At 72.8% G+C, this 18,814-nt stretch carries 15 protein-coding genes and 1 riboswitch; of the genes, 6 read left to right on the forward strand and 9 right to left on the reverse strand.

Annotated elements, in window-relative coordinates:
• Nucleotides 1–21: 21 nt before the first annotated feature.
• On the reverse strand, nucleotides 22–1,296 hold the full coding sequence (gene rocD / locus DVR05_RS22390; RefSeq protein ID WP_116247884.1) for an ornithine--oxo-acid transaminase: 1,275 nt from the start codon (nucleotides 1,294–1,296) through the stop codon (nucleotides 22–24).
• A gap of 376 nt (nucleotides 1,297–1,672) precedes the next feature.
• Here rocD and DVR05_RS22395 point away from each other — a divergent pair, with 376 nt between their 5' ends.
• The 3 genes from DVR05_RS22395 (at nucleotide 1,673) to thiD (ending at nucleotide 5,659) form a co-directional block, all read left to right on the forward strand.
• Nucleotides 1,673–3,355 (forward strand): acyl-CoA synthetase, encoded by a 1,683-nt coding sequence (locus DVR05_RS22395; RefSeq protein ID WP_116247885.1) that lies wholly within the window; start codon nucleotides 1,673–1,675, stop codon nucleotides 3,353–3,355.
• A gap of 434 nt (nucleotides 3,356–3,789) precedes the next feature.
• Nucleotides 3,790–4,719, forward strand: a complete 930-nt coding sequence (locus DVR05_RS22400; protein WP_116247886.1) for a DUF368 domain-containing protein — start codon at nucleotides 3,790–3,792, stop codon at nucleotides 4,717–4,719.
• A gap of 48 nt (nucleotides 4,720–4,767) precedes the next feature.
• Nucleotides 4,768–4,867: riboswitch (TPP riboswitch) on the forward strand.
• Complete coding sequence (gene thiD, locus DVR05_RS22405) at nucleotides 4,856–5,659, forward strand: bifunctional hydroxymethylpyrimidine kinase/phosphomethylpyrimidine kinase (protein WP_116247887.1); 804 nt, start codon at nucleotides 4,856–4,858, stop codon at nucleotides 5,657–5,659. (Overlaps the previous riboswitch by 12 nt.)
• Nucleotides 5,660–5,763: 104 nt before the next feature.
• Here the strand turns inward: thiD and DVR05_RS22410 are convergent, their stop codons facing one another.
• Both DVR05_RS22410 and DVR05_RS22415 read right to left on the reverse strand, forming a co-directional pair.
• Nucleotides 5,764–7,188: a sodium:alanine symporter family protein gene (locus tag DVR05_RS22410; protein WP_116247888.1), complete on the reverse strand. Its 1,425-nt coding sequence runs from the start codon at nucleotides 7,186–7,188 to the stop codon at nucleotides 5,764–5,766.
• A gap of 180 nt (nucleotides 7,189–7,368) precedes the next feature.
• The gene (locus DVR05_RS22415) at nucleotides 7,369–7,623 is read right to left on the reverse strand and encodes a DUF6457 domain-containing protein (RefSeq protein ID WP_116247889.1); all 255 of its coding nucleotides are present in this window, start codon (nucleotides 7,621–7,623) and stop codon (nucleotides 7,369–7,371) included.
• A 215-nt stretch (nucleotides 7,624–7,838) separates the two neighbouring features.
• Between DVR05_RS22415 and DVR05_RS22420 the strand changes: the two genes are divergently transcribed.
• Nucleotides 7,839–9,095 carry a glycosyltransferase family 1 protein gene (locus tag DVR05_RS22420; protein ID WP_116247890.1) on the forward strand — a complete coding sequence of 419 codons (1,257 nt, stop codon included), beginning with the start codon at nucleotides 7,839–7,841 and terminating at the stop codon, nucleotides 9,093–9,095.
• 106 nt (nucleotides 9,096–9,201) lie between these two features.
• Here DVR05_RS22420 and DVR05_RS22425 read toward each other — a convergent pair whose 3' ends face one another.
• Complete coding sequence (locus DVR05_RS22425) at nucleotides 9,202–10,530, reverse strand: pyridoxal phosphate-dependent aminotransferase (RefSeq protein ID WP_116247891.1); 1,329 nt, start codon at nucleotides 10,528–10,530, stop codon at nucleotides 9,202–9,204.
• A gap of 132 nt (nucleotides 10,531–10,662) precedes the next feature.
• Between DVR05_RS22425 and DVR05_RS22430 the strand changes: the two genes are divergently transcribed.
• The gene (locus tag DVR05_RS22430) at nucleotides 10,663–11,625 is read left to right on the forward strand and encodes a LysR family transcriptional regulator (protein ID WP_116247892.1); all 963 of its coding nucleotides are present in this window, start codon (nucleotides 10,663–10,665) and stop codon (nucleotides 11,623–11,625) included.
• Nucleotides 11,626–11,673: 48 nt separating this feature from the next.
• Here DVR05_RS22430 and DVR05_RS22435 read toward each other — a convergent pair whose 3' ends face one another.
• The 3 genes from DVR05_RS22435 to DVR05_RS22445 form a co-directional block, all read right to left on the reverse strand.
• Complete coding sequence (locus tag DVR05_RS22435; protein ID WP_116247893.1) at nucleotides 11,674–12,003, reverse strand: hypothetical protein; 330 nt, start codon at nucleotides 12,001–12,003, stop codon at nucleotides 11,674–11,676.
• Nucleotides 12,004–12,098: 95 nt separating this feature from the next.
• The gene (locus tag DVR05_RS22440) at nucleotides 12,099–13,328 is read right to left on the reverse strand and encodes a glycosyltransferase (RefSeq protein ID WP_116247894.1); all 1,230 of its coding nucleotides are present in this window, start codon (nucleotides 13,326–13,328) and stop codon (nucleotides 12,099–12,101) included.
• A gap of 10 nt (nucleotides 13,329–13,338) precedes the next feature.
• Nucleotides 13,339–14,235 carry a DMT family transporter gene (locus DVR05_RS22445; protein WP_198659296.1) on the reverse strand — a complete coding sequence of 299 codons (897 nt, stop codon included), beginning with the start codon at nucleotides 14,233–14,235 and terminating at the stop codon, nucleotides 13,339–13,341.
• Nucleotides 14,236–14,718: 483 nt separating this feature from the next.
• Here DVR05_RS22445 and DVR05_RS22450 point away from each other — a divergent pair, with 483 nt between their 5' ends.
• Complete coding sequence (locus DVR05_RS22450; protein WP_198659297.1) at nucleotides 14,719–16,314, forward strand: beta-N-acetylhexosaminidase; 1,596 nt, start codon at nucleotides 14,719–14,721, stop codon at nucleotides 16,312–16,314.
• Between the two features lie 121 nt (nucleotides 16,315–16,435).
• On the opposite strand, the gene DVR05_RS22455 is transcribed toward DVR05_RS22450, so the two are convergent.
• Entirely contained in the window at nucleotides 16,436–17,680 is a 1,245-nt protein-coding gene (locus DVR05_RS22455) for an alanine racemase (protein WP_116247896.1), read from the reverse strand.
• A 123-nt stretch (nucleotides 17,681–17,803) separates the two neighbouring features.
• Nucleotides 17,804–18,769: a glycerophosphodiester phosphodiesterase family protein gene (locus tag DVR05_RS22460; protein WP_116247897.1), complete on the reverse strand. Its 966-nt coding sequence runs from the start codon at nucleotides 18,767–18,769 to the stop codon at nucleotides 17,804–17,806.
• Nucleotides 18,770–18,814 lie beyond the last annotated feature (45 nt).

An 18,814-nucleotide genomic window follows, 5' to 3' on the forward strand; every position in this document is an offset into this window, starting at 1 on the left:
CCTGTCCGGACCCGCTCGCCGCTACGCGCGTGCCTTGAGTTCGGCGAGCACCTCGCCGAACCGGTCCAGCCCCCAGTTGAGGTCCTCCTCGCTGATCACCAGCGGCGGGGACATCCGCACCGTCGAGCCGTGCGTGTCCTTGACCAGGACACCGTGCTCGGCCAGGCGCTGGCACAACTCCCTGCCGGTGCCCAGCGCCGGGTCCACGTCCACCCCGGCCCACAGGCCGATGCTGCGGGCCGAGACCACGCCGTCGCCCACGAACTCCTTCAGCCTCCGGGCGAGCACCTCGCCCAGCCGCCGCGCGTTCTCCAGGTAGGGCCCCTCGGTCAGCATCGTGACCACCGTGCGCCCCACGGCCCCGGCGAGCGGGTTGCCGCCGAACGTGCTCCCGTGCTGACCCGGCTGGATGACGCCGAGCACGTCCTCGTCGGCGACCATGGCCGACACCGGCAGGATGCCGCCGCCCAGCGCCTTGCCGAACAGGTAGGCGTCGGGCACCACACCGCTGTGCTCGCACGCCCGGATGGTCCCGGTCCGGCCCAGGCCCGCCTGCACCTCGTCGGCGATGAACAGCACGCGGTTGCGGTCACAGATCTCCCGGACGCGGGGCAGGTAGTCCTGCGGCGGGACGATCACGCCCGCCTCGCCCTGCACCGGTTCGATCAGCACCGCCGCGGTGGTCTCGTCGATCGCGTCCTCGATCGCCCGCGCGTCCCCGTAGGGCACCGACCGGAAGCCCGGGGTGTACGGTCCGAAGCCGGTCTTGGCCTCGGGGTCGGAGGAGAAGGAGATGATCGTGGTGGTGCGCCCGTGGAAGTTGGCGCCCGCCACGACGATGGTCGCCCGGTTCTCCGGTACGCCCTTGACCTCGTAGGCCCATTTGCGGGCCACCTTGATGCCGGTCTCCACCGCCTCGGCGCCGGTGTTCATCGGCAGGACCCGCTCCTTGCCGACCATGTCGGCCAGGGCGCTGACCCACGGCCCGAACTGGTCGTTGTAGAAGGCCCGGCTGGTGAGCGTCACCCGGTCCAGCTGCCGGTGCGCCGCCGCGAGCAGGTCGGGGTTGTGGTGCCCGAAGTTCATGGCCGAGTACCCGGCCAGACAGTCCAGGTACCGGCGTCCCTCCACGTCGGTCACCCAGGCGCCCCGGCCCTCGGCGATCACGACCGGCAGGGGCGCGTAGTTGTGGGCGGACCGTGTCCGCGCGAGCTCGATGTGCTCCTCACTGGAGAGTGCCTGTCCGCCGGGGTTTCCGGCGGAGTCCTGCTGACCCAGGTTGCGGGTGTTGCTCATCTAGCCGCTCCGATCACCATTGACCGATGTCAGACAGTAGATACCCACCAACGGGCCCGGTAGAGCCCGGCGGCGGAGGTCCCCAAGAGTTGAGCAGATGATCCGGTGAGCACACAAGAGGTAAGGCAGATCACAGTGTCGCGCCCACGCCCGAAACCCGGTCGCGCACCGCACCGCAGGCCCGGTGAACGGGGCCCTCGACGCACGACGTGACCTGCGGGGAGTACCCGGGTGACGCGCTCCACAGCCCCGACCGCGATCGACCCCCTCCCTGCGGGGTACGGTCGGCTCATCAGCCACCCCGCCGCGGCGGTCGGGACGTCCGCGTGGGCGCCCGGCCGAGGTCGGCCCGAGATCCGTTCCAGGGAGGTCCGGCGTGCCCACCCCAGCGTCCCCCGACGCCCCCTTCTCCCTCCCCCGCCTCCTCACCGCCGTGACCGAGGCCGTCCCCGACCGCGTCGCACTCGTCGCCGGTCCCCGACGCCTCACCTACCGGACCCTGCACGACCGCTCCGTCCGGTTGGCGGCGCACCTGGTCGAAACGGGGGTGCGCCCCGGCGAGCACGTGGCGATCCTGGCGTTCAACCGCGCCGAGTGGGTGGAGTCCTTCATCGGGGTGCTGCGCGCGGGCGCCGTCCCCGTCAACGTGAACTACCGCTACGTCGCGGGCGAACTGCGGCACGTCCTGTCGGACTCCCACTCGGTCGCGCTGATCGCGGAGGACTCCCTGGCCGCCAAGGTCACCGCCGTCCGGCCCGACCTGCCGCGCCTGCGCCACGTACTCCTGATCGAGGACGGCGGCGTGCGCGACGCCGACCTGGACGGGACCGACTACGAGCAGGCCCTGGCCGCCGTCTCCCCGGACCCGGCCCTCCTGCCCGCCACCTCCGGTGACGACCACTACCTCCTCTACACGGGCGGCACGACCGGCTATCCGAAGGGGGTGCTGTGGCGGCAGGCCGACATCTTCCGCGCGGCCCTGGAACGGCGCGCCCCGGGTGAACCGCGTGCCCGTACCCCCCAGGACGTCGCCGAACGCGCCGCGCGCTGCTTCCCCCAGCGGATGCTGGTCCTCGGACCGCTGATGCACGCGGCCGGGCAGTGGAACGCCCTGAGCATGATGCTGTGCGGCAAGCGCGTGGTGCTCTCGACCGACCGCAGTTTCCGTCCGGACCGGATCCTGGAACTGGCGCACCGCGAGGGTGTGCACGTGGTCCAGCTGGTCGGGGACGCCATGGCGCGACCGCTCGCCCGGCACCTGCTCACCGAGCCCGGTCTGTGCCCCGAGCTGACCTCCGTGCGCTCCGGCGGGACACCGCTCACCCCCACGGTCCGGGCCCTGTGGCGGGCCTGGCGCGAGGACGTCGCCCTGGCCGACGCCTACGGCGGTTCGGAGACCGGTGTGTGCGGGTCGGCGACCACGCCCGAGGACGAGAGGCACGAAGGGGAGGCGGACGGCCGCAGCTTCACCATGGGTGGCAGCATCGCGGTGTTGGACGACTCCCTGCGCCCCCTGCGGCCGGGGTCGACCCGGGTCGGCCGTATCGCGCGCACCGGCCGCATCCCCCTGGGCTACTACAACGACCCGATCGCGACCGCGCGGACCTTCCCCGTCGACGCCGACGGTCGGCGCTGGGCCCTGTCGGGCGACTACGGAACCCGGGGGCGGGACGGTTCGGTCATGCTGCTGGGCCGGGGCAGCGTCGTCATCAACACCGCCGGGGAGAAGGTCTACCCCGAGGAGGTGGAGGCGGTCCTCAAGGCGCACCCGCTGGTGGAGGACGCGATCGTCGTCCCCGCGCCGGACGAGCGGCTCGGCCAGCGGGTGACCGCCCTGGTCTCCCTGGCGCCCGGGGCCGAACTCGGCGCCGACCAGCTGCGCGCGCACTGCCGGGGGCGCCTGGCCGGGTTCAAGGTCCCGCGCAGCGTGCACGTCGTGGACAGGGTCCGCCGGACCGCGGTGGGCAAACAGGACTACCGGTGGGCGACCTCCGTGGCGCGGAGGGACACCGGGCCGGAGGGAGCCTCCGGGGCGGCGCCGGAACACGCCGCCCTCTGATCCCTCCCTCGCCCCGAGAGGACGTCTCGCGCTTCCCCCGGGTCCAGGGGTCCCGACGTGCCTCGGCACCACCGGGGCGCGGTGGTGCACACCCCCACGCGACGGAGCACCACATTTCGGCTACCAAGACAATGCCCACGCAACCGGCCGAAACCCGGTTTCAGGTCCGTCGCAAGCGCTCTGCCCGGCCACCCGCGCCGCTAGACTGACCACACCCGGCCACCCCGAGTACCCCCACACCCGGTTCCGGACCACCCGGTGAACCCTCCCGGGGGATCAGCGCGTCGGACCGGGCGCGGTCGGGACCAGGACCCCGCGAGACAATCCCTTCACGCCACCTCTCCACCCGGTCGAGGGTGGGTACGGTGACACCACTAGGACGGAGGACGGCGCGCCCCCTCCCGGAACATCCGGGCCCGCGCCCCACAACTCAGATGGCCAAGTCAGTAGGCTCCTTCATCTTCAACGCGGTGCGCGGCGGGGCCGTGGGCACCTCGGAGGCCCTGCCCGGGATCAGCGGCGGCACGGTCGCGCTCATCGTCGGCCTCTACGACGACCTGATCGGCGGCGCCGGCCACCTGGTCAGCGGCATCAAGCGCTACCTCACCGACGTCCCGCGCGGCCGGGGCCCCGAGCGCGCCCAGGAGCAGTTCCGCCTCGTGAACTGGAGCGTGCTCGTCCCGGCGCTCGTCGGCATGCCCGTCGCGCTCATCCTGGCGCTGCTGCTCATCGCGCCGCTGGTCGAGGAGCACACCCAGTACGCCCACGCCGTCTTCTTCGGGCTGGTGCTCGCCTCCCTGTGGGTTCCCTACTCCGGCTCCGGCAAGCCCTGGAAGGCATGGCACTACCTCGTCGCGCTGGTCTTCGCGGTCGCGGCCTTCTCCCTGACCGGGCTGCCCGGCGCGAACCTGACCGCCAACCCGGTGGTCGTCTTCCTCGTCGCCTCCGTGGCCGTCTGCGCCCTCGTCCTGCCCGGGGTGTCGGGTTCGTTCATCCTGGTCACGGTCGGCCTGTACGTGCCCACCAAGGACGCGGTGGCCAGCCTCGACCTCGTCTACATCGGGGCCTTCGCCCTGGGCGCGATCACCGGCCTGTCCCTGTTCGTCAAGCTTCTCCAGTTCCTCCTGGAGAACTACCACCACATCACCCTCGTCGTCCTGACCGGCCTCATGGCCGGATCGCTGCGCGCCCTGTGGCCGTGGCAGACCGAGGACCGCGAGATCCTCCCCGCCACCGAGATCCCGCTGACCGTGACCCTCATGGCGGTCGGCTTCGTCATCGTCCTCGCCGCCATCGTCTACGAGCACCGCAAGAAGGTCCGGACGGGGACCACTCACCAGCACCACTCCGCCCCGGTCCACTAGGGTCGTAGGACCACTCGTAGAACCACGGAACGTCAGGGGCGGCGCCGCCCCGACGGCGCGGGGTGCCGGGGAGACTCCCCCGGCTGAGAGCACACCCGTCGAACCTGCCCTAGTTAGCACTAGCGAAGGGACGCCCATGAGCGCGTACAACATCGTGTCCATCGCCGGAAGCGATCCCAGCGGCGGCGCCGGGATCCAGGCCGACCTCAAGGCGTTCTCCGCGCACGGCACCTACGGGATGACCGTCATCACCGCCCTGACCGCGCAGTCCACCCGGGGGGTGACGGGCGTCCACGGCGTCCCGGTGGACTTCGTGAACCAGCAGATGGACACGCTCCTCACCGACGCCACCGTCCACGCGGTCAAGGTCGGGATGCTCGCCACCGCCGAGATCACCGAGGCGGTCGCGGACGCGATCACCCGCTATGAGCTGCGCAACGTCGTGGTGGACCCGGTGATGGTCGCCAAGAGCGGCGACCGGCTGCTGGAGCCCTCAGCGGTCAAGGCGCTGCGCACGCGGCTGCTGCCGCTCGCGGACCTGATCACCCCGAACCTCCCCGAGTCCGCGGACCTGCTCGACGAACCCGAGGCCGCCGACCTGGCGGCGATGCGCGCCCAGGCCGAGCGGCTGCTGGAGCTGGGACCCCGCCGGGTCCTGCTCAAGGGCGGCCACCTGCCCGGGGAGGAGAGCGTCGACGTCCTCGTCTCCCGGGACTCCGGTCCCGTCGAGTTCCGGGCCGCCCGGGTGGCCACCCGCAACACGCACGGCACGGGCTGCACCCTGTCCTCGTCGATCGCCGCGCTCCTGCCCCAGCGCCCCGACGCCGCCACCGCGGTCGCCGACGCCAAGGCGTACCTGACCGAGGCGATCCGGCGCGCCGACGAGATCGACGCGGGCGGCGGCCAGGGGCCGGTGCACCACTTCCACCCCTGGTGGTAGGGCGAGCGCCGTCACCTCCGGTGGCGGTCGGTGTGACACACGGGAGGGGGACCGCGCCGGGCACGGTCCCCCTCCTCGTCCTCGTGCTCCCCCGAGAGTGAGCTCTACCCGGCCTTACGCACGTCGTCCATGACGGCGTCCGGGTTCCTCCAGTCAGGGTGGGCGAAGAACCTCCGGGTCTCGGCCACGACGACCGGCGACAGCAGCAGGAGGCCGATGAGGTTGGGCAGCGCCATGAGCCCGTTGGCGATGTCGCTGAACAGCCACACCGAGTCCAGCGCGGCCACCGATCCGACGTAGATGACGGCGATGAACACCAGGCGGTACGGGAGGACGAGCTTGCGTCCGGCGAGGAACTCCACGCACCGCTCGCCGTAGTACGCCCAGCCGAGGAGGGTGGTGAAGGCGAACACCGCGACGGCGATCGCCACGACGTAGGTGCCGACCGGGGCCAGTCCGGGGCTGATGGAGCCGAGCCCCTGGGTCAGGGCGTCCGTGGTCAGCAGCGAGCCGTCCTGGCTGTTCTCGCCCTGCCAGGCCCCGGTGGTGATGATGACCAGGCACGTCATCGTCACCACGATGATCGTGTCGATGAAGGTCTGGGTCATGGAGACCATCGCCTGCCGGACGGGCTGCGTGGTCTTGGCGGCCGCGGCGGCGATGGCGCCGGTGCCCAGGCCCGACTCGTTGGAGAAGATGCCGCGCGCGAAGCCCATCTGGATGGCGAGCATGACGCCCGCTCCGGCGAAGCCGCCGCTGGCGGCCGTACCGGTGAACGCGTCGGTGACCACGAGCTGGAGCGCCGGAAGGATGGCCGCCCAGTTCACGATGAGGATGATCAGGGCGATACCGATGTAGGCGACGATCATCAGGGGGACCAGGGCGGAGGCCACACGCCCGATGCTCTTGATACCGCCGAGGATGACCGAACCCGCGAGGACCATCAGGAGCAGGCCCACCATCCACGGCGCCAGCGGCGTGATGTTGGTGATCTGCTGGGACACCGCGTTGGCCTGGGTGCCGTTGCCGATACCGAACGCGGCCACGGCGCCGAAGACGGCGAAGGCCACCCCGAGCGTGGTGCCGAGCCCGCCCGGCAGGCCGTACCTGAGGTAGAACATGGGTCCGCCGCTCTGCTCACCCTTGTCGTCGGTGCGGCGGAACATGACGCCCAGGAGCGCCTCGCTGTACTTGGTCGCCATCCCGAAGAAGCCGACGATCCACATCCAGAACAGGGCGCCCGGGCCGCCCACCCCGATGGCGAGGGCCGCACCGGCGATGTTGCCGACACCGACGGTGGCGGCGAGCGCCGTGCTCAGGGCCTGGTAGTGGGAGATGTCGCCCTCGACGGACGCGTCCTCCTTACGCCGGACGAAGGCCAGCCAGAGGGCGTGGGGCAGCCGGAAGAGCTGAAGCAGCCGCAGGCGGATGGTCAGGAACACGCCGACGCCGAGCAGCAGCGGAATGAGGACCCAGGGTCCCCAGATGATCTTGCTGACGAGGCCAGCCATGTCGAGGAGTTGATCCATGCGGGGATCTCCCTATCACGATCAGGTGCCGGGGGATGGTCGTGTGCCCGCGGTCAGCGGGAACCGCCCCTCCCGAGGGAGCGGTGCCCACCAGGCCGGGACACCAGGGGTGGTGTCAGGTTTGCAGCGGTTCGTCACGATGGCGTCACGGTCACCCGTCGCAACCGTTGCGACGGTGATCTACGCCTCCGCCGCCCCGTCCGTCTGGGCCAGCGCGAGCCTGCTGAGGACGGCGGCGGCCGTGTCGGGGTCCGCTCCCCGGCCCACCGCGATGCCCAGCAGGTAGGTGGTGAGGGGGGCCGCGGGGCGCGCCACCGAGTGGGCGGCGTCCCTGGCCAGGTCGAGGACGCGGTCGACGTCCGCCTTGTCCACGGGGTCGTCCCCGGTCAGGTCCAGCTCGGCGCGGACCAACTCCGCCCATTCCACGAGGGTCACCGAACGACTCCCTAGAGTTGTACTACGGCTACGGAAGGCGATCCTATCCACCGCCGGGCCACTCGGCGGCCACCCGGTCGCCCGGCCCGTGTCACCGCGCGCTCGATGAAACCACGTCCGGCCTTCGGCCGTGGTTCCCCGGAGACCCGACGGGGGTTCACCCCCCCAACCTAGCGTCGGGGGCAGTCATCCCCCTTGCGTTGGGAGCTCTGCTCATGGCCCCGGACCGCCCGTCCCCCGCCAGTGACCGACCGACCGCGTCCCACCGCGCCCCGCTGCGTGTGGCGATCGTGACCGAGTCCTTCCTCCCCCAGGTCAACGGCGTCACCAACTCCGTGTGTCGGGTCGCCGACCTGCTCGCCGCCGAGGGGCACCAGGCCGTGGTCCTGGCCCCCGGCCACGGCCCCGCCTCCTACGCCGGTTTCCCCGTCATCCGACTGCCCTCCCTGCCGTTGCCCTTCTACCGGGACTTCCCGGTCGGGCTTCCGGCCCGCCGCACGATGACCGCCGCCATCCGCGCGTTCGCACCCGACGTCCTGCACCTGGCCTCGCCCGCCCTGCTCGGGCACGCGGCCGTGGAGGCGGCCCGCCGTTGGGCCCTGCCGACCGTGGCCGTGTTCCAGACCGACCTGGCCGGGTTCGCCGGCCGGTACGGGCTGCCCGGCGGCCAGACCGTGTGGCCGCTGCTGCGCCGGGTGCACTCGGCCGTCGACCGCACCCTGGTGCCCTCCTCCGCCACCCTGGAGACCCTGGCCGAGCACGGTTTCCCCCGGCTCCACCTGTGGCAGCGCGGGGTGGACACCCGGCGGTTCTCTCCCGAGCACCGCGACGAGGAGCTGCGCCGCCGGATCGCCCCCGGCGGTGAGACGATCGTGGGCTACGTCGGCCGCCTCGCCAAGGACAAGCGCGTGGACCTGCTGACCCACGTGGCCCGGCTGCGCGGGATCAGGCTGGTGGTCGTGGGGGACGGTCCGGAGCGCGCACGGCTGCGCCGTCGGCTGCCCGACGCCGTGTTCACCGGGCAGCGGACCGGAGACGAGCTGTCCCGCCTCTACGCGTCGATGGACGTGTTCGTGCACACCGGCGCCGACGAGACCTTCTGCCAGGCGGTGCAGGAGGCGCTGGCCTCGGGGGTCCCGGCGGTGGCGCCGAACTCCGGCGGCCCCGTGGACCTGGTCGTCCCCGAACACAACGGACTGCTGTACTCCCCCGACTCCGTGCGCGAACTGCGGGTCGCGGTGGGACGACTGGCGCACAACCGGCAGGTGCGCCAGCGGATGGCGGCCGCGGCCCGGCCGTCGGTGTCGGCCCGCACCTGGGAGGCGATCGGAGGGCAGTTGATCGACCACTACCGGTCGGTGATCGCGCCGAGCCGGGAACTGGCCGGGGGCGGCCTCCAAGCCTCCCCCGGAGGCGCCCGGAGCCTCCCGCACGACCCCCTGTCGGACGTCATCGGCACCGGGCCGTCCTGAGCGGAGCGGACGGGCGGGTCGGGGCCTCCCCCGGAGGGACCCCCGGGGGAGGCCGGTGGGACGCGTCCGCCTCGCCCCCTTCACGTGGCGGGCGCGGTCCGGATCCTCAGCAGTACAGCGGCTCCGCTCCGTCCTGGGGTTCGGGAACGGCGGGGGTCGCTTCCCCCTCGAGCAGGGAGTCCAGGACCTCCTCCAGGCGCTCCAGGTGCGCACGGATCCACGGCAGGGCCAGCGGGTCCGTGGCGGCCAGCGCGGCGTAGCGGCGCTCCTCCGTGTCGCCGTACAGCAGGCTGGTGGCGACCCGCATGCGGAGGGCCTCGGTCCCCTCGCCGAACTCGGCGGCGGGCAGGACGCCCATTCCGTACCGCTCCAGGAGCACCCCGGTGAGTTCGGGGCCGGTGGTCACCCCGTGCAGGGCGGCCAGCCGCTCGCGGTGCGGTTCGAGGTCCGGGTAGAGGTAGAAGGCCGCGCGCGGGGCGGCGACGGCGGCCCCGGCGCGGACGAACACGTCGGTGACCGCACGGGCGACGAGTCCGTGCAGGCGGCAGCTGCGCCCGATGTGGTCGACCAGTTCGGCGGGTTCGGTGAAGGCGTGTGCGGCGGCCGCCTGGACGGGGGCGGCCGGGCTCGACCAGATCTCACTGGCCACGCCGAGCAGACCGCCGCGCAGCCGGTGGCCGATCTCGGAGTCGGGCAGGCGCAGGACACCGATCCGCCAGCCGCCGAGGGCGAGGTTCTTGCTCAGGCCGGTGGAGACGACGGTGCGCTCGGGCGCGTACTCGGCGGGGCTGCGCACCTCGGCCGGTGTCCCACCGGGTGCGGCGGGGTGGACGAGGTCGCGGTAGATCTCGTCGGAGATGATGACGAGGTCGAGTTCGCGGGCCACCTCGGCCAGACGGCGTACCGTGTCCGGCCCGGCCACGGTACCGGTGGGGTTGTCGGGCAGGGTGACGATCACGGCGCTGACGGTGCGGCCCTGTTCACGGGCGCCGGTGACGGCCGCGTGCAGCAGGTCGGGCTGGGGCAGGCCGCCCTCCCCCGTGGCCGTGGGAACCATGAGCGGCCGCCGTCCGAGCAGACGGCTCTGCGCCGCGTAGCTCACCCAGCTGGGCGCGGCGATGGCCGTGTCGCCGCCGATCTCCATGAGGAGGCTGTACAGCAGTGGCTTGCTGCCGGGGCCGGCGATGACCATCCCGGGATCGGTGGGCAGCCCCCGCCGGTCCCAGTACCCCGCGGCCGCCTCGCGCAGGGCGGGCGTCCCGGCGACGGGACCGTAGGCGTTGGCGCCGTTCCCGGCGGAGAGCTGGTCCCTCAGCACCGGGTGGACCGGCAGTCCCGCCTCGCCGAAGCCGAGCGGCAGGACGCGCACCCCCTGGCGTCGTTTCTCTGCGAGGGCCTCGTTGACGGCGAGCGTCGCGGACACAGTGACGGTCATAGAAGACTCATCTCCGGCTCATGATCTGGCGCTTGACCGCACCGTGGGGTGACGGTCTGTCACTGCTCAGCTTGCCCGTGTTGCTCCATCAGTACAAGCGAGTCTTTTCGATGCTGAGCGTAAGCTGAACTTATGCTCGATCTTCGACGTCTCCAGTTGCTCCGCGAGTTCAGCGTGCGGGGCACCATCGCGGCCACGGCCACCGCCCTGGGCTACACCCCCTCGGCCGTGTCACAGCAGCTGGCCACCTTGGAACGGGAGACCGGGGTGGCACTGCTGGACCGTTCGGCCCGGGGCGCCGAACTGACCGACGCCGGACGACTCCTGGTGACCCAGGCCGAGGAGATCCTCGCGTTGGTGGAGGCCACCGAGTCGGTCCTGGCCGAACAGGCGGACGTCGCGATCGGCGTGGTGACGGTGACCGCCTTCCCGACCGCCGCCGTGGCCTTCGCGCCGCTGCTCGCCCCCGCGCTGCGCGTGTACGAGGGCATGCAGCTGGTGCTGCGCCAAACCCTGCTCGCGACGGGCACCGAGAAGGTGCGTTCGCGCGAGGTCGACATCGCGCTGGTCGACGACTGGACCGGACAGCACCCGGGCCCCGGCCCGGAGAGCGGGCTCCGCCACGTCCACCTGCTGCGCGACCCGCTGGTGCTGGCCGTTCCCGAGGACCACCGGCTGGCTGATCCGGGGGAGCCGCTGGAGCTCGAACGTCTGCTCGGCGAGTCGTGGATCGTGGCCCCCCGGGGCGAGCGGTCGCGCTACGGGACGGACCGCCTGTTGGCCGAGGTGGGCGGGCTGCCGGGTGCGGCCTGGGAGTTCGAGGGGTTGGGCACCATCCTGAGCCTGGTCTCCCGTGGCATCGGCATCGCGGCCGTTCCGGCGCTGGCCATGGTGGGCGCGCCGGGTGGGCTGGCCTTCCGGCGGCTGCCCGACTCGCCGCCGGAGCGGCACGTGTACGCGGTGCTGCGCCCGGCGACCCTGCGTCGTCCGGCGGTGCAGGTCACACTGGCGGCGCTGAGGAGCGCCGCCGCCGAGGTCGGGGAGCGCCTGTCCGGGCAGGGGCCGACCGTACGGGGTCCCGTGCGGGACGTGTGAGTGGTCGGCGCTCGGCGGACGGTTCCGGCACCCGGCCCGGCCTCGGGGTCACGGTTCACCCCTGCGGCGGCGGGTCCGGTCGATGCGTCGGCGCAGTCGACGGCAGACGTGGAGCGCGCGGTCGCGGTCGTCCCTGGCGTTCCACCACCGGGCGTAGGCCTCCAACCGCCTTCGCCGCAGGGCTTCGAGTTCGGCCTCCATCCGCACCACCCGGTGTTCCAGATCGATGCGTTCTCGCTCGAACTCCGACATGTCGCGCTCGTGGGTGTGGGCCTCCCGCTCGGCGCTGATCAGCCGCTCGGTGAGGCCCTCCGTCGCGTTGCCGCCGCGGGCGATCCGGCCGACTCCGGCCCGCCCGCTGATGCCCTCGAACCACACATGGTCAGGTATTTCCTGATCGGGGCCGAGTTCACTGATCACCTCGCAAAGAATGCGGAAAGTGACATAACGGACATCATTTGGCGACCTCCGCGTTAGGCGGCGACAACCCGCTCCACGCGCACGGGTCTGGGCGCCGTCGCCCCGAGACTCGTGTACACGGCCTCGAAGCGCTCCAGCGACCGGCGGTGGTCGTGCCGCAGCGCGATCTCGCGGCTCGCCTCACCCATGACGCGACGCCGGTCGCGGGGCCCCAGGACCGTCAGCAGGTGTCCGGCCAGCGCGGACACGTCCCCCGCCGGGAAGAGGAAGCCGTTGCGTCCCTCCTCGACCAGGTGCGGCAGCGCCATCGCGTCGGCGGCCACCACCGGCAGCCCGGAGGACATCGCCTCCAGCGTCGCGATGCTCTGGAGCTCGGCCACGCTCGCGATCGCGAACACGTCCCCCGCCGTGTAGACCAACGGCAGGTCCTCGTCGGGGACGAAGCCGAGGAAGCGCACCCGGTCGGCGATCCCGAGACCGGCGGCGAGCGCGCGCAGTTCCTGTTCGCGCTGCCCGGTCCCGGCCAGGACCAACTGCGCGTCCCGTTCCGGCGCCACGCGCGCCAGGGCGCGGATCGTGTCGTCGATCCGCTTCTCCGCGTCGAGCCGGCCGACGAAGACGACCGTGTCCCGGTCGGGCAGCCCGAACCGGGCCCGGGCCGCCGCCCGTTCCTCCTCCCGGGGGTGGAACCGCTCCAGGTCGATCCCGCAGGAGATGGCCTCCACCGCCCGGGCGAAACCCTTCTCCCGCAGCAGGCGGGCTGCGCGCGGGGTCGGCGTGGTCACGTGGTCGGCCGCCTGGGCGACACGCACCATGTCACGCCAGGCGACCGACCCGGCCACCGCGTGCACCCCCTGGGGCAGGTGGGCGTGCGCGTACAGGTTGTCCGGCATGAAGTGGTTGGTGAACACGACCGGCACCCCCGCCGCGCGGGCCCTGCGCAGCGCGGTCCGGCTGACCGTGAAGTGGCTCTGCACGTGGACGACGTCCGGGTCCAGCCGTGCCACCAGCCGCGCCGTGTGGCCGCCGATGCCCAGGGGGACGGCCATGCGCATCGACTCCTGGAGCGGGATGGGGGCCGACCGCAGGCGGTGTTCGGTCACGCCGCCGTTGCCGGTCACGTAGGGGTCGCCCAGATCCGAGGGGCAGACCACGTGGACCCGGTGCCCCCGCCCCGCCAGCCCCTCGGCCAGCCGGTGGGTGAAGTACCCCGCCCCGTTGACGTCGGGCGGGTAGGTGTCCGTGGCGATGAGCACACGCAGCACACGGTCGGTCCGGTCCATGGCGACTCCTTCAAGGGGTGGGGGTACGGGCGTTGTCCGGCACGAGGCCGCCGGACCCGGCGGCCTCGGGGTTACGGTGGCGCGTCCGGGCCAGGGCGATGGTTCCGGCGATCGCCAGGGCGGCGAAGGCCGCGGCCCCCGCCTGTTCGGCGACGGTCTCGGGGGTCCCCTCCCCCAGGAGGAACGCGCCGATGGCCACGCCGACGACGGGGTCGGTGATGAGCAACGTGGCGTAGGCCGCCGCGAAGTGGCCGGTCCGGTAGGCGTTCTGCATGAGCAGGGCGCCGAAGACCGCGGTGAGCACGGCGAGCGGGGTCAGCCAGCCGAACAGGGTCGTCCAGTCGTCGGGGACGTTGGCGGCGATGACGCGTGCCAGGCCGGAGGTGGTGCCCATGGCCGCGCCGCCCACCAGGGCGAGCAGCAGGGCGCGCGCGCCGCTGGGGATCCGGTGCGCGGTGAGGTACACGGCGAGTCCGCATCCGAGGGAGGCCCCGGCCAGGGGGAGCGCCGTCCCGATCCCCATGACCGGGGTGTCCGCCCCGTGCGGGAACAGCCACAGGAGCCCCCCGAGACCCACCATGACGGCGGCTCCGGCGGTGATCTGCCAGGTGCTCACCCTCTGGTGGTTGAACAGGGCCGACAGGACGATCGCGAACAGCAGGCCGGTGACGCCGATCGGCTGGATGATGGTCAGCGGGGCGCCGCTGAGGGCCACCAGGTGCAGAGCCGCGCCCAGGACCGCCGCCCCGCTGCCGACCAGCCACCGGGGCTGGCGCAGCAGGTGCAGCAGGAACCCGGCCCGCGCGACCTGCCGTCCCGGCGCGCGGACGGCGTCGCGCTCCTGGAGCGCGGAGCCGAGCGCCAGGATGAAGGCCCCCGCCACGGCGATGAGGGCGAACCACGTCATCGGTGCCACCGCCGCCGGGTGTTCGCCGCCCGCGCTCCGCGTCGTGACCTCATCGTCGCATCCCCTGACACTCGGTCCGCCCCCTTCGCCCAGCGGGCTCCGGATCTGGCCGCCACGTTACGGACGGGCTCCCCGCCTCGGCGATAACGCCAGCCCCCGTCCGCCGGGTGGTGCTCGCCCCACCCCGTCTCGGGGGTCGGGCGCGGCGCCCTCGGTCGACGGTGGTGTTCCGGCCCAGGTCGGACCCGGCTGCCCCACCCGGACGGCGGGTCAGGGACCGCTCCGGGTACGGGTCGACGGGGTCCGCGCGGACGAGGCGGGACGGGACCCGGCGGTCGGTCCGACGCCCCTCCGCGGGGACGCGGCCTCCGGCCCGTCGTCCCCGCGGGCACGACGGACGAGCACGCCCGGGAGGGTGCGCCCCACGGCGCGCGCATGGCAGGATGTCCACTATTGGTCTAGACCGGATAGGAGCGCCCCACCGTGCCCGACACTTCCTCCCCCCGTCTCGATGACCGGCCACTGATCCCACGCCCCGACCAGGCGGTTCCAGGCGATTCCGACGGATTCACACTCACCACGGCCACCAGGGTGTCCGCGGACCCCGAGGCCCGGGGAACGCTGGCGTGGCTCCAACGTGAACTCGGCGCGTCGACTGGGCTCCCCCTGACCACCGGAGACGAGGACGACGCGCGGATCCGGCTCAGCGTCGACCCCGGGGCCGGACTCAGCCCGGAGGGCTACCGGTTGATCGTGGACGAGGAGGGCGCCATCGTCGTCGGCCACGACCCGGCGGGGGTGTTCTACGGCGCCCAGACCCTGCGGCAGCTACTGCCCGCGGACGTCTACCGCGGCGCGCCGCTCGACGGTGTGGAGTGGACCCTGCCCGCCGTGCGCGTCACCGACGCCCCCCGGTTCCGCTGGCGCGGCGTGATGCTGGACGTGGCGCGGCACTTCGTCCCCAAGCGCGAGGTCCTGCGGTTCATCGACCTGCTGGCCGCGCACAAACTCAACGTCCTGCACCTGCACCTGACCGACGACCAGGGATGGCGGATCCAGATCCGGCGGTACCCGAAGCTGACCGAGGACGGTGGATGGCGTACCGAGAGCCAGGTGGGCGCCGGCACGCCCGCCGTGTTCGACGGGCGTCCCCACGGCGGGTTCTACACCCAGGACGACATCCGCGAGATCGTCGCCCACGCCGCGGCCCGTCACATCACGGTGGTCCCGGAGATCGACGTCCCCGGCCACTCCCAGGCCGCCATCCACGCCTACCCCGAGCTGGGTGAGAGCGGCCGGATCCCGGTGTGGACCCGGTGGGGGATCAGCGACAACGTCCTGGCCGTCACCGACGGGGTCCTGGACTTCTACAGGAACGTGTTCGACGAGCTGCTGGAGCTGTTCCCGAGCAGGTACGTACACGTGGGCGGCGACGAGTGCCCCAAGACCCAGTGGAAGGACAGCGAGTCCGCCCAGCGGAGGATCCGCGAGGAGGGGCTGGCCGACGAGGACGAGCTCCAGAGCTGGTTCATCCGCCGGTTCGACGAGTACCTGACAGCACGGGGGCGCAGGCTGGTCGGATGGGACGAGATCCTCGAAGGGGGGCTGGCACCGGGCGCGACGGTGATGTCCTGGCGCGGCCAGGAGGGCGGAGTGGCCGCGGCCCGGGCCGGGCACGACGTGGTCATGGCCCCGACCGCGACGTCCTACCTCGACTACCGGCAGTCCGAGTCCCCCGACGAGCCGGTCCCGGTCGGCACGCTCCTGCGCACCGAGGACGTCTACACGGCCGAGCCCGTCCCCGAGGGCCTGACCGAGGCGGAGGCCGAACACGTCCTGGGCGCCCAGGTCAACGTGTGGACCGAGCACATCGACTCGCCCCGGAGGCTGGACTACATGGTGTTCCCGCGCGTGGTCGCCTTCGCCGAGCAGGTGTGGTCCTCCGGTGACCGCGACTACGCCGAGTTCGAGCCCCGGTTGCGGGGACACCTGGACCGCCTGGACGCGGCCGGGGTGGAGTACCGGCCGCTGGACGGACCGCACCCGTGGCAGACCCGCCCGGGGGTCAGCGGCTGGTGACCTGCGGCGGTGGTCGGGCGCCCGACCACCGCCGCACGGACCCGGGCACCGCGGCCCGGGGCGGGGTTCGGCGGCGGGGTTTCGGCCCCCGGCCTCGGACGGGGTCAGGGGCCGGACGGGGTCAGAAGTAGGTGGCGACGGCGTCCACGACCGTGTCCTGGTCGTCCACCACGGGGATCACGCGCCAGCGGTCGAAGGCCGTGCACGGGTGGGAGATCCCGAAGGAGACCAGGTCCCCCGGGGCCACGCCCAGTTCGGGCGGGATCCGCAGGTAGGCGTGGTGGTCGTTGAGACCGGTGACCGCCGCGCCCGCGGCCCGCACGGTCGTTCCGTCGGCGCGCCGCAGCGCACGGGGGATCGGGAAACCCTGGTCGTGGTTGGCCTCGCGGCGGCCCAGCGCGGCGATGGCCAGTCCCTCCTCCGGCACGGACACCACCCGCGCCCACAGCTCCAGGGCGCCCTCCAGGGAGTCGGGTCCCTCGGGGAGGCGGCGGTAGGGGGTGGTGCGCCGGTAGAGGCCGTCGTCGTGCGCGACGTAGGCGCCGCTGCGCAGGATCGGCAGCACGTCCTCGCGACCGCCGATCTCCTCGGCGACCAGGTCGAACCAGGCGCTGCCGCCCACCGACAGCACCGGCCGGTCCAGGCCGTGCTCGGTCGTGAGCGCCGCGGCGTCGCCGCCCAGGTCACGGAGGAACGCGCGCACGGCGTCGGCGTCGTCGCCCAGAGGCCCCTCGTAACCGGCGACCCCGGCCAGCTCCAGGCCCGGCGCGGCGACGACGGCGCGCGCCACGGCGAGGAGCCGTTCGCGGGTACGACAGCCGGTGCGCCCGCCGGAAACGCCGCGTTCGACCAGGAGGCGCAGGGGGCGTCCGGTGGGGCGGTCGGCGAGGGCCCCGGCGGCTGCCGCCACGCCCTCGGTGGAGTCGGCGTAGAAGAGGAACTCGAAGTCGGGGTCGCGGTCGAGTTCGTCGGCGACCCAGCGCAGTGCCGCCCGGTCGAGGAGTTCGTTGGCGAGGATGATCCGACGGACCCCGAAACGGCGGTAGGCCAGGACCTGGTTGGCGGTGGCGGCGGTGATCCCCCAGGCGCCCGCGTCCAGCTGGCGCTGGATCAACGCGGGGGCCATGGAGGTCTTGCCGTGCGGTGCGAGCGGCAGGCCGTGCCGCTCGGAGAACGCGGCGAGCGCCGCGATGTTGCGGTCGAGCGCGGAGGCGCGCAACACCATGAGCGGCCAGGTGAAGGGACCAGAGAAGAGGTGGAACCGCCGGGCGGCGAACTCCTCCAGGGTGACGGGCTCGCCCGGCCACCAGAACCCCTTGGTCCGCCAGTCGACGTGTTCACTCGGGATGTCGAGCCGATCGGTCACGGTGCGTCCACGCCTCCTGTGTGCCGGTACCCCGCTCCGGCCCCGAGGTTCGGGGCCGGAGCGGGGGAGGTGTCGGTCGGTCCGATCATCCCACCGGCGTCAGGCGCGCGGGGCGGCCGGGGGTCAGTCGTGCGCCGCGACCGGAGGCGCGGGCGGCGTGGACGGCGCCTCGGTGCGATCGGCGCCGAAGTCGTCGATGGCCTCGCGCCCGACCTCGGGGTAGTCGGTGATGAAACCGTCGACCCCCATCTCCAGGACGGCGTCCATGGTGGCGCGGTCGTTGATCGTGTAGGGCATGATCTCCATTCCGGCCTCCTGGACCCGGCCCACGTAGTCGGCGTCGATGTGCCTGTGGTTCGGGTTGATCATGGCGGCCCAGCCGTAGTCGTCGATCCGGTCCTCGGGGACCACACCCAGCAGGCCGTGCGGAACGGACCGCAGGATGTCCTGGGACTCGCGGACCGACTCCCAGTCGAAACTCTGGATGACCAGACGGCGGGGCTCCCACGGCGGGTTGCGCCGGAACCACCCCTCGCGCTCGAACAGCTCCTCGGCGACGGCGCGTTCGATGCCGGGGTAGCGCGCGGGCTCCTTGAGCTCCAGGAGGAGGTTGAGGTCGTGCTCCTCCATCCGGTCGAGGACCTCCCCCAGGGTGGGGACGGGCTCTCCCGCGAAGGCGGAGTCGTACCAGCTTCCGGCGTCGAGCCGGCGGATCTCCGCCATGGTGAAGTCCGAGACCCGGTAGGGCGCGCGGTCGGGAAAGACCGTCTCGACGTCGGTGGTCCGCTCCAGGGTGGTGTCGTGCATGATCACGGGTTCGCCGTCCGCGGTGAGCTGGACGTCGACCTCGACCGTCACGGCGCCCAGTTCGCGGGCGACGTCGATGGCGGCGAGGGTGTTCTCCGGTGCGTGCCCCGAGGCGCCGCGGTGGGAGACGGCGACCAGCGGGCGGTCGAAGACGGGGTGCTGGACGGCGAGGGACTCTGCGGTGGACTCTCGGGGGTCGAGGCCGGGAGCCCCGGCCGAGACGCCCGCGCTGGCGGTGATGAAGAGTGAAGCGGCTCCGACGACGATTCCGATGCGGCGCACCGGACCTCCCAAGTTCGCGTGGACTGGCCGAATTGCTCCATCAGG

The organism is Nocardiopsis sp. FIRDI 009 (genome assembly GCF_003386285.1).
GTDB lineage: Bacteria > Actinomycetota > Actinomycetes > Streptosporangiales > Streptosporangiaceae > Nocardiopsis.

Excerpts from the sequence above, each read along its gene's own strand:
- DVR05_RS22420 (WP_116247890.1), top strand. The coding sequence starts at position 7,839 with ATGGCCCCGGACCGCCCGTCCCCCGCCAGTGACCGACCGACCGCGTCC.
- DVR05_RS22425 (WP_116247891.1), bottom strand. The coding sequence starts at position 10,530 with ATGACCGTCACTGTGTCCGCGACGCTCGCCGTCAACGAGGCCCTCGCA.
- rocD (WP_116247884.1), bottom strand. The coding sequence starts at position 1,296 with ATGAGCAACACCCGCAACCTGGGTCAGCAGGACTCCGCCGGAAACCCC.
- thiD (WP_116247887.1), top strand. The coding sequence starts at position 4,856 with ATGAGCGCGTACAACATCGTGTCCATCGCCGGAAGCGATCCCAGCGGC.
- DVR05_RS22440 (WP_116247894.1), bottom strand. The coding sequence starts at position 13,328 with ATGGACCGGACCGACCGTGTGCTGCGTGTGCTCATCGCCACGGACACC.
- DVR05_RS22445 (WP_198659296.1), bottom strand. The coding sequence starts at position 14,235 with ATGACGTGGTTCGCCCTCATCGCCGTGGCGGGGGCCTTCATCCTGGCG.
- DVR05_RS22400 (WP_116247886.1), top strand. The coding sequence starts at position 3,790 with ATGGCCAAGTCAGTAGGCTCCTTCATCTTCAACGCGGTGCGCGGCGGG.
- DVR05_RS22410 (WP_116247888.1), bottom strand. The coding sequence starts at position 7,188 with ATGGATCAACTCCTCGACATGGCTGGCCTCGTCAGCAAGATCATCTGG.
- DVR05_RS22430 (WP_116247892.1), top strand. The coding sequence starts at position 10,663 with ATGCTCGATCTTCGACGTCTCCAGTTGCTCCGCGAGTTCAGCGTGCGG.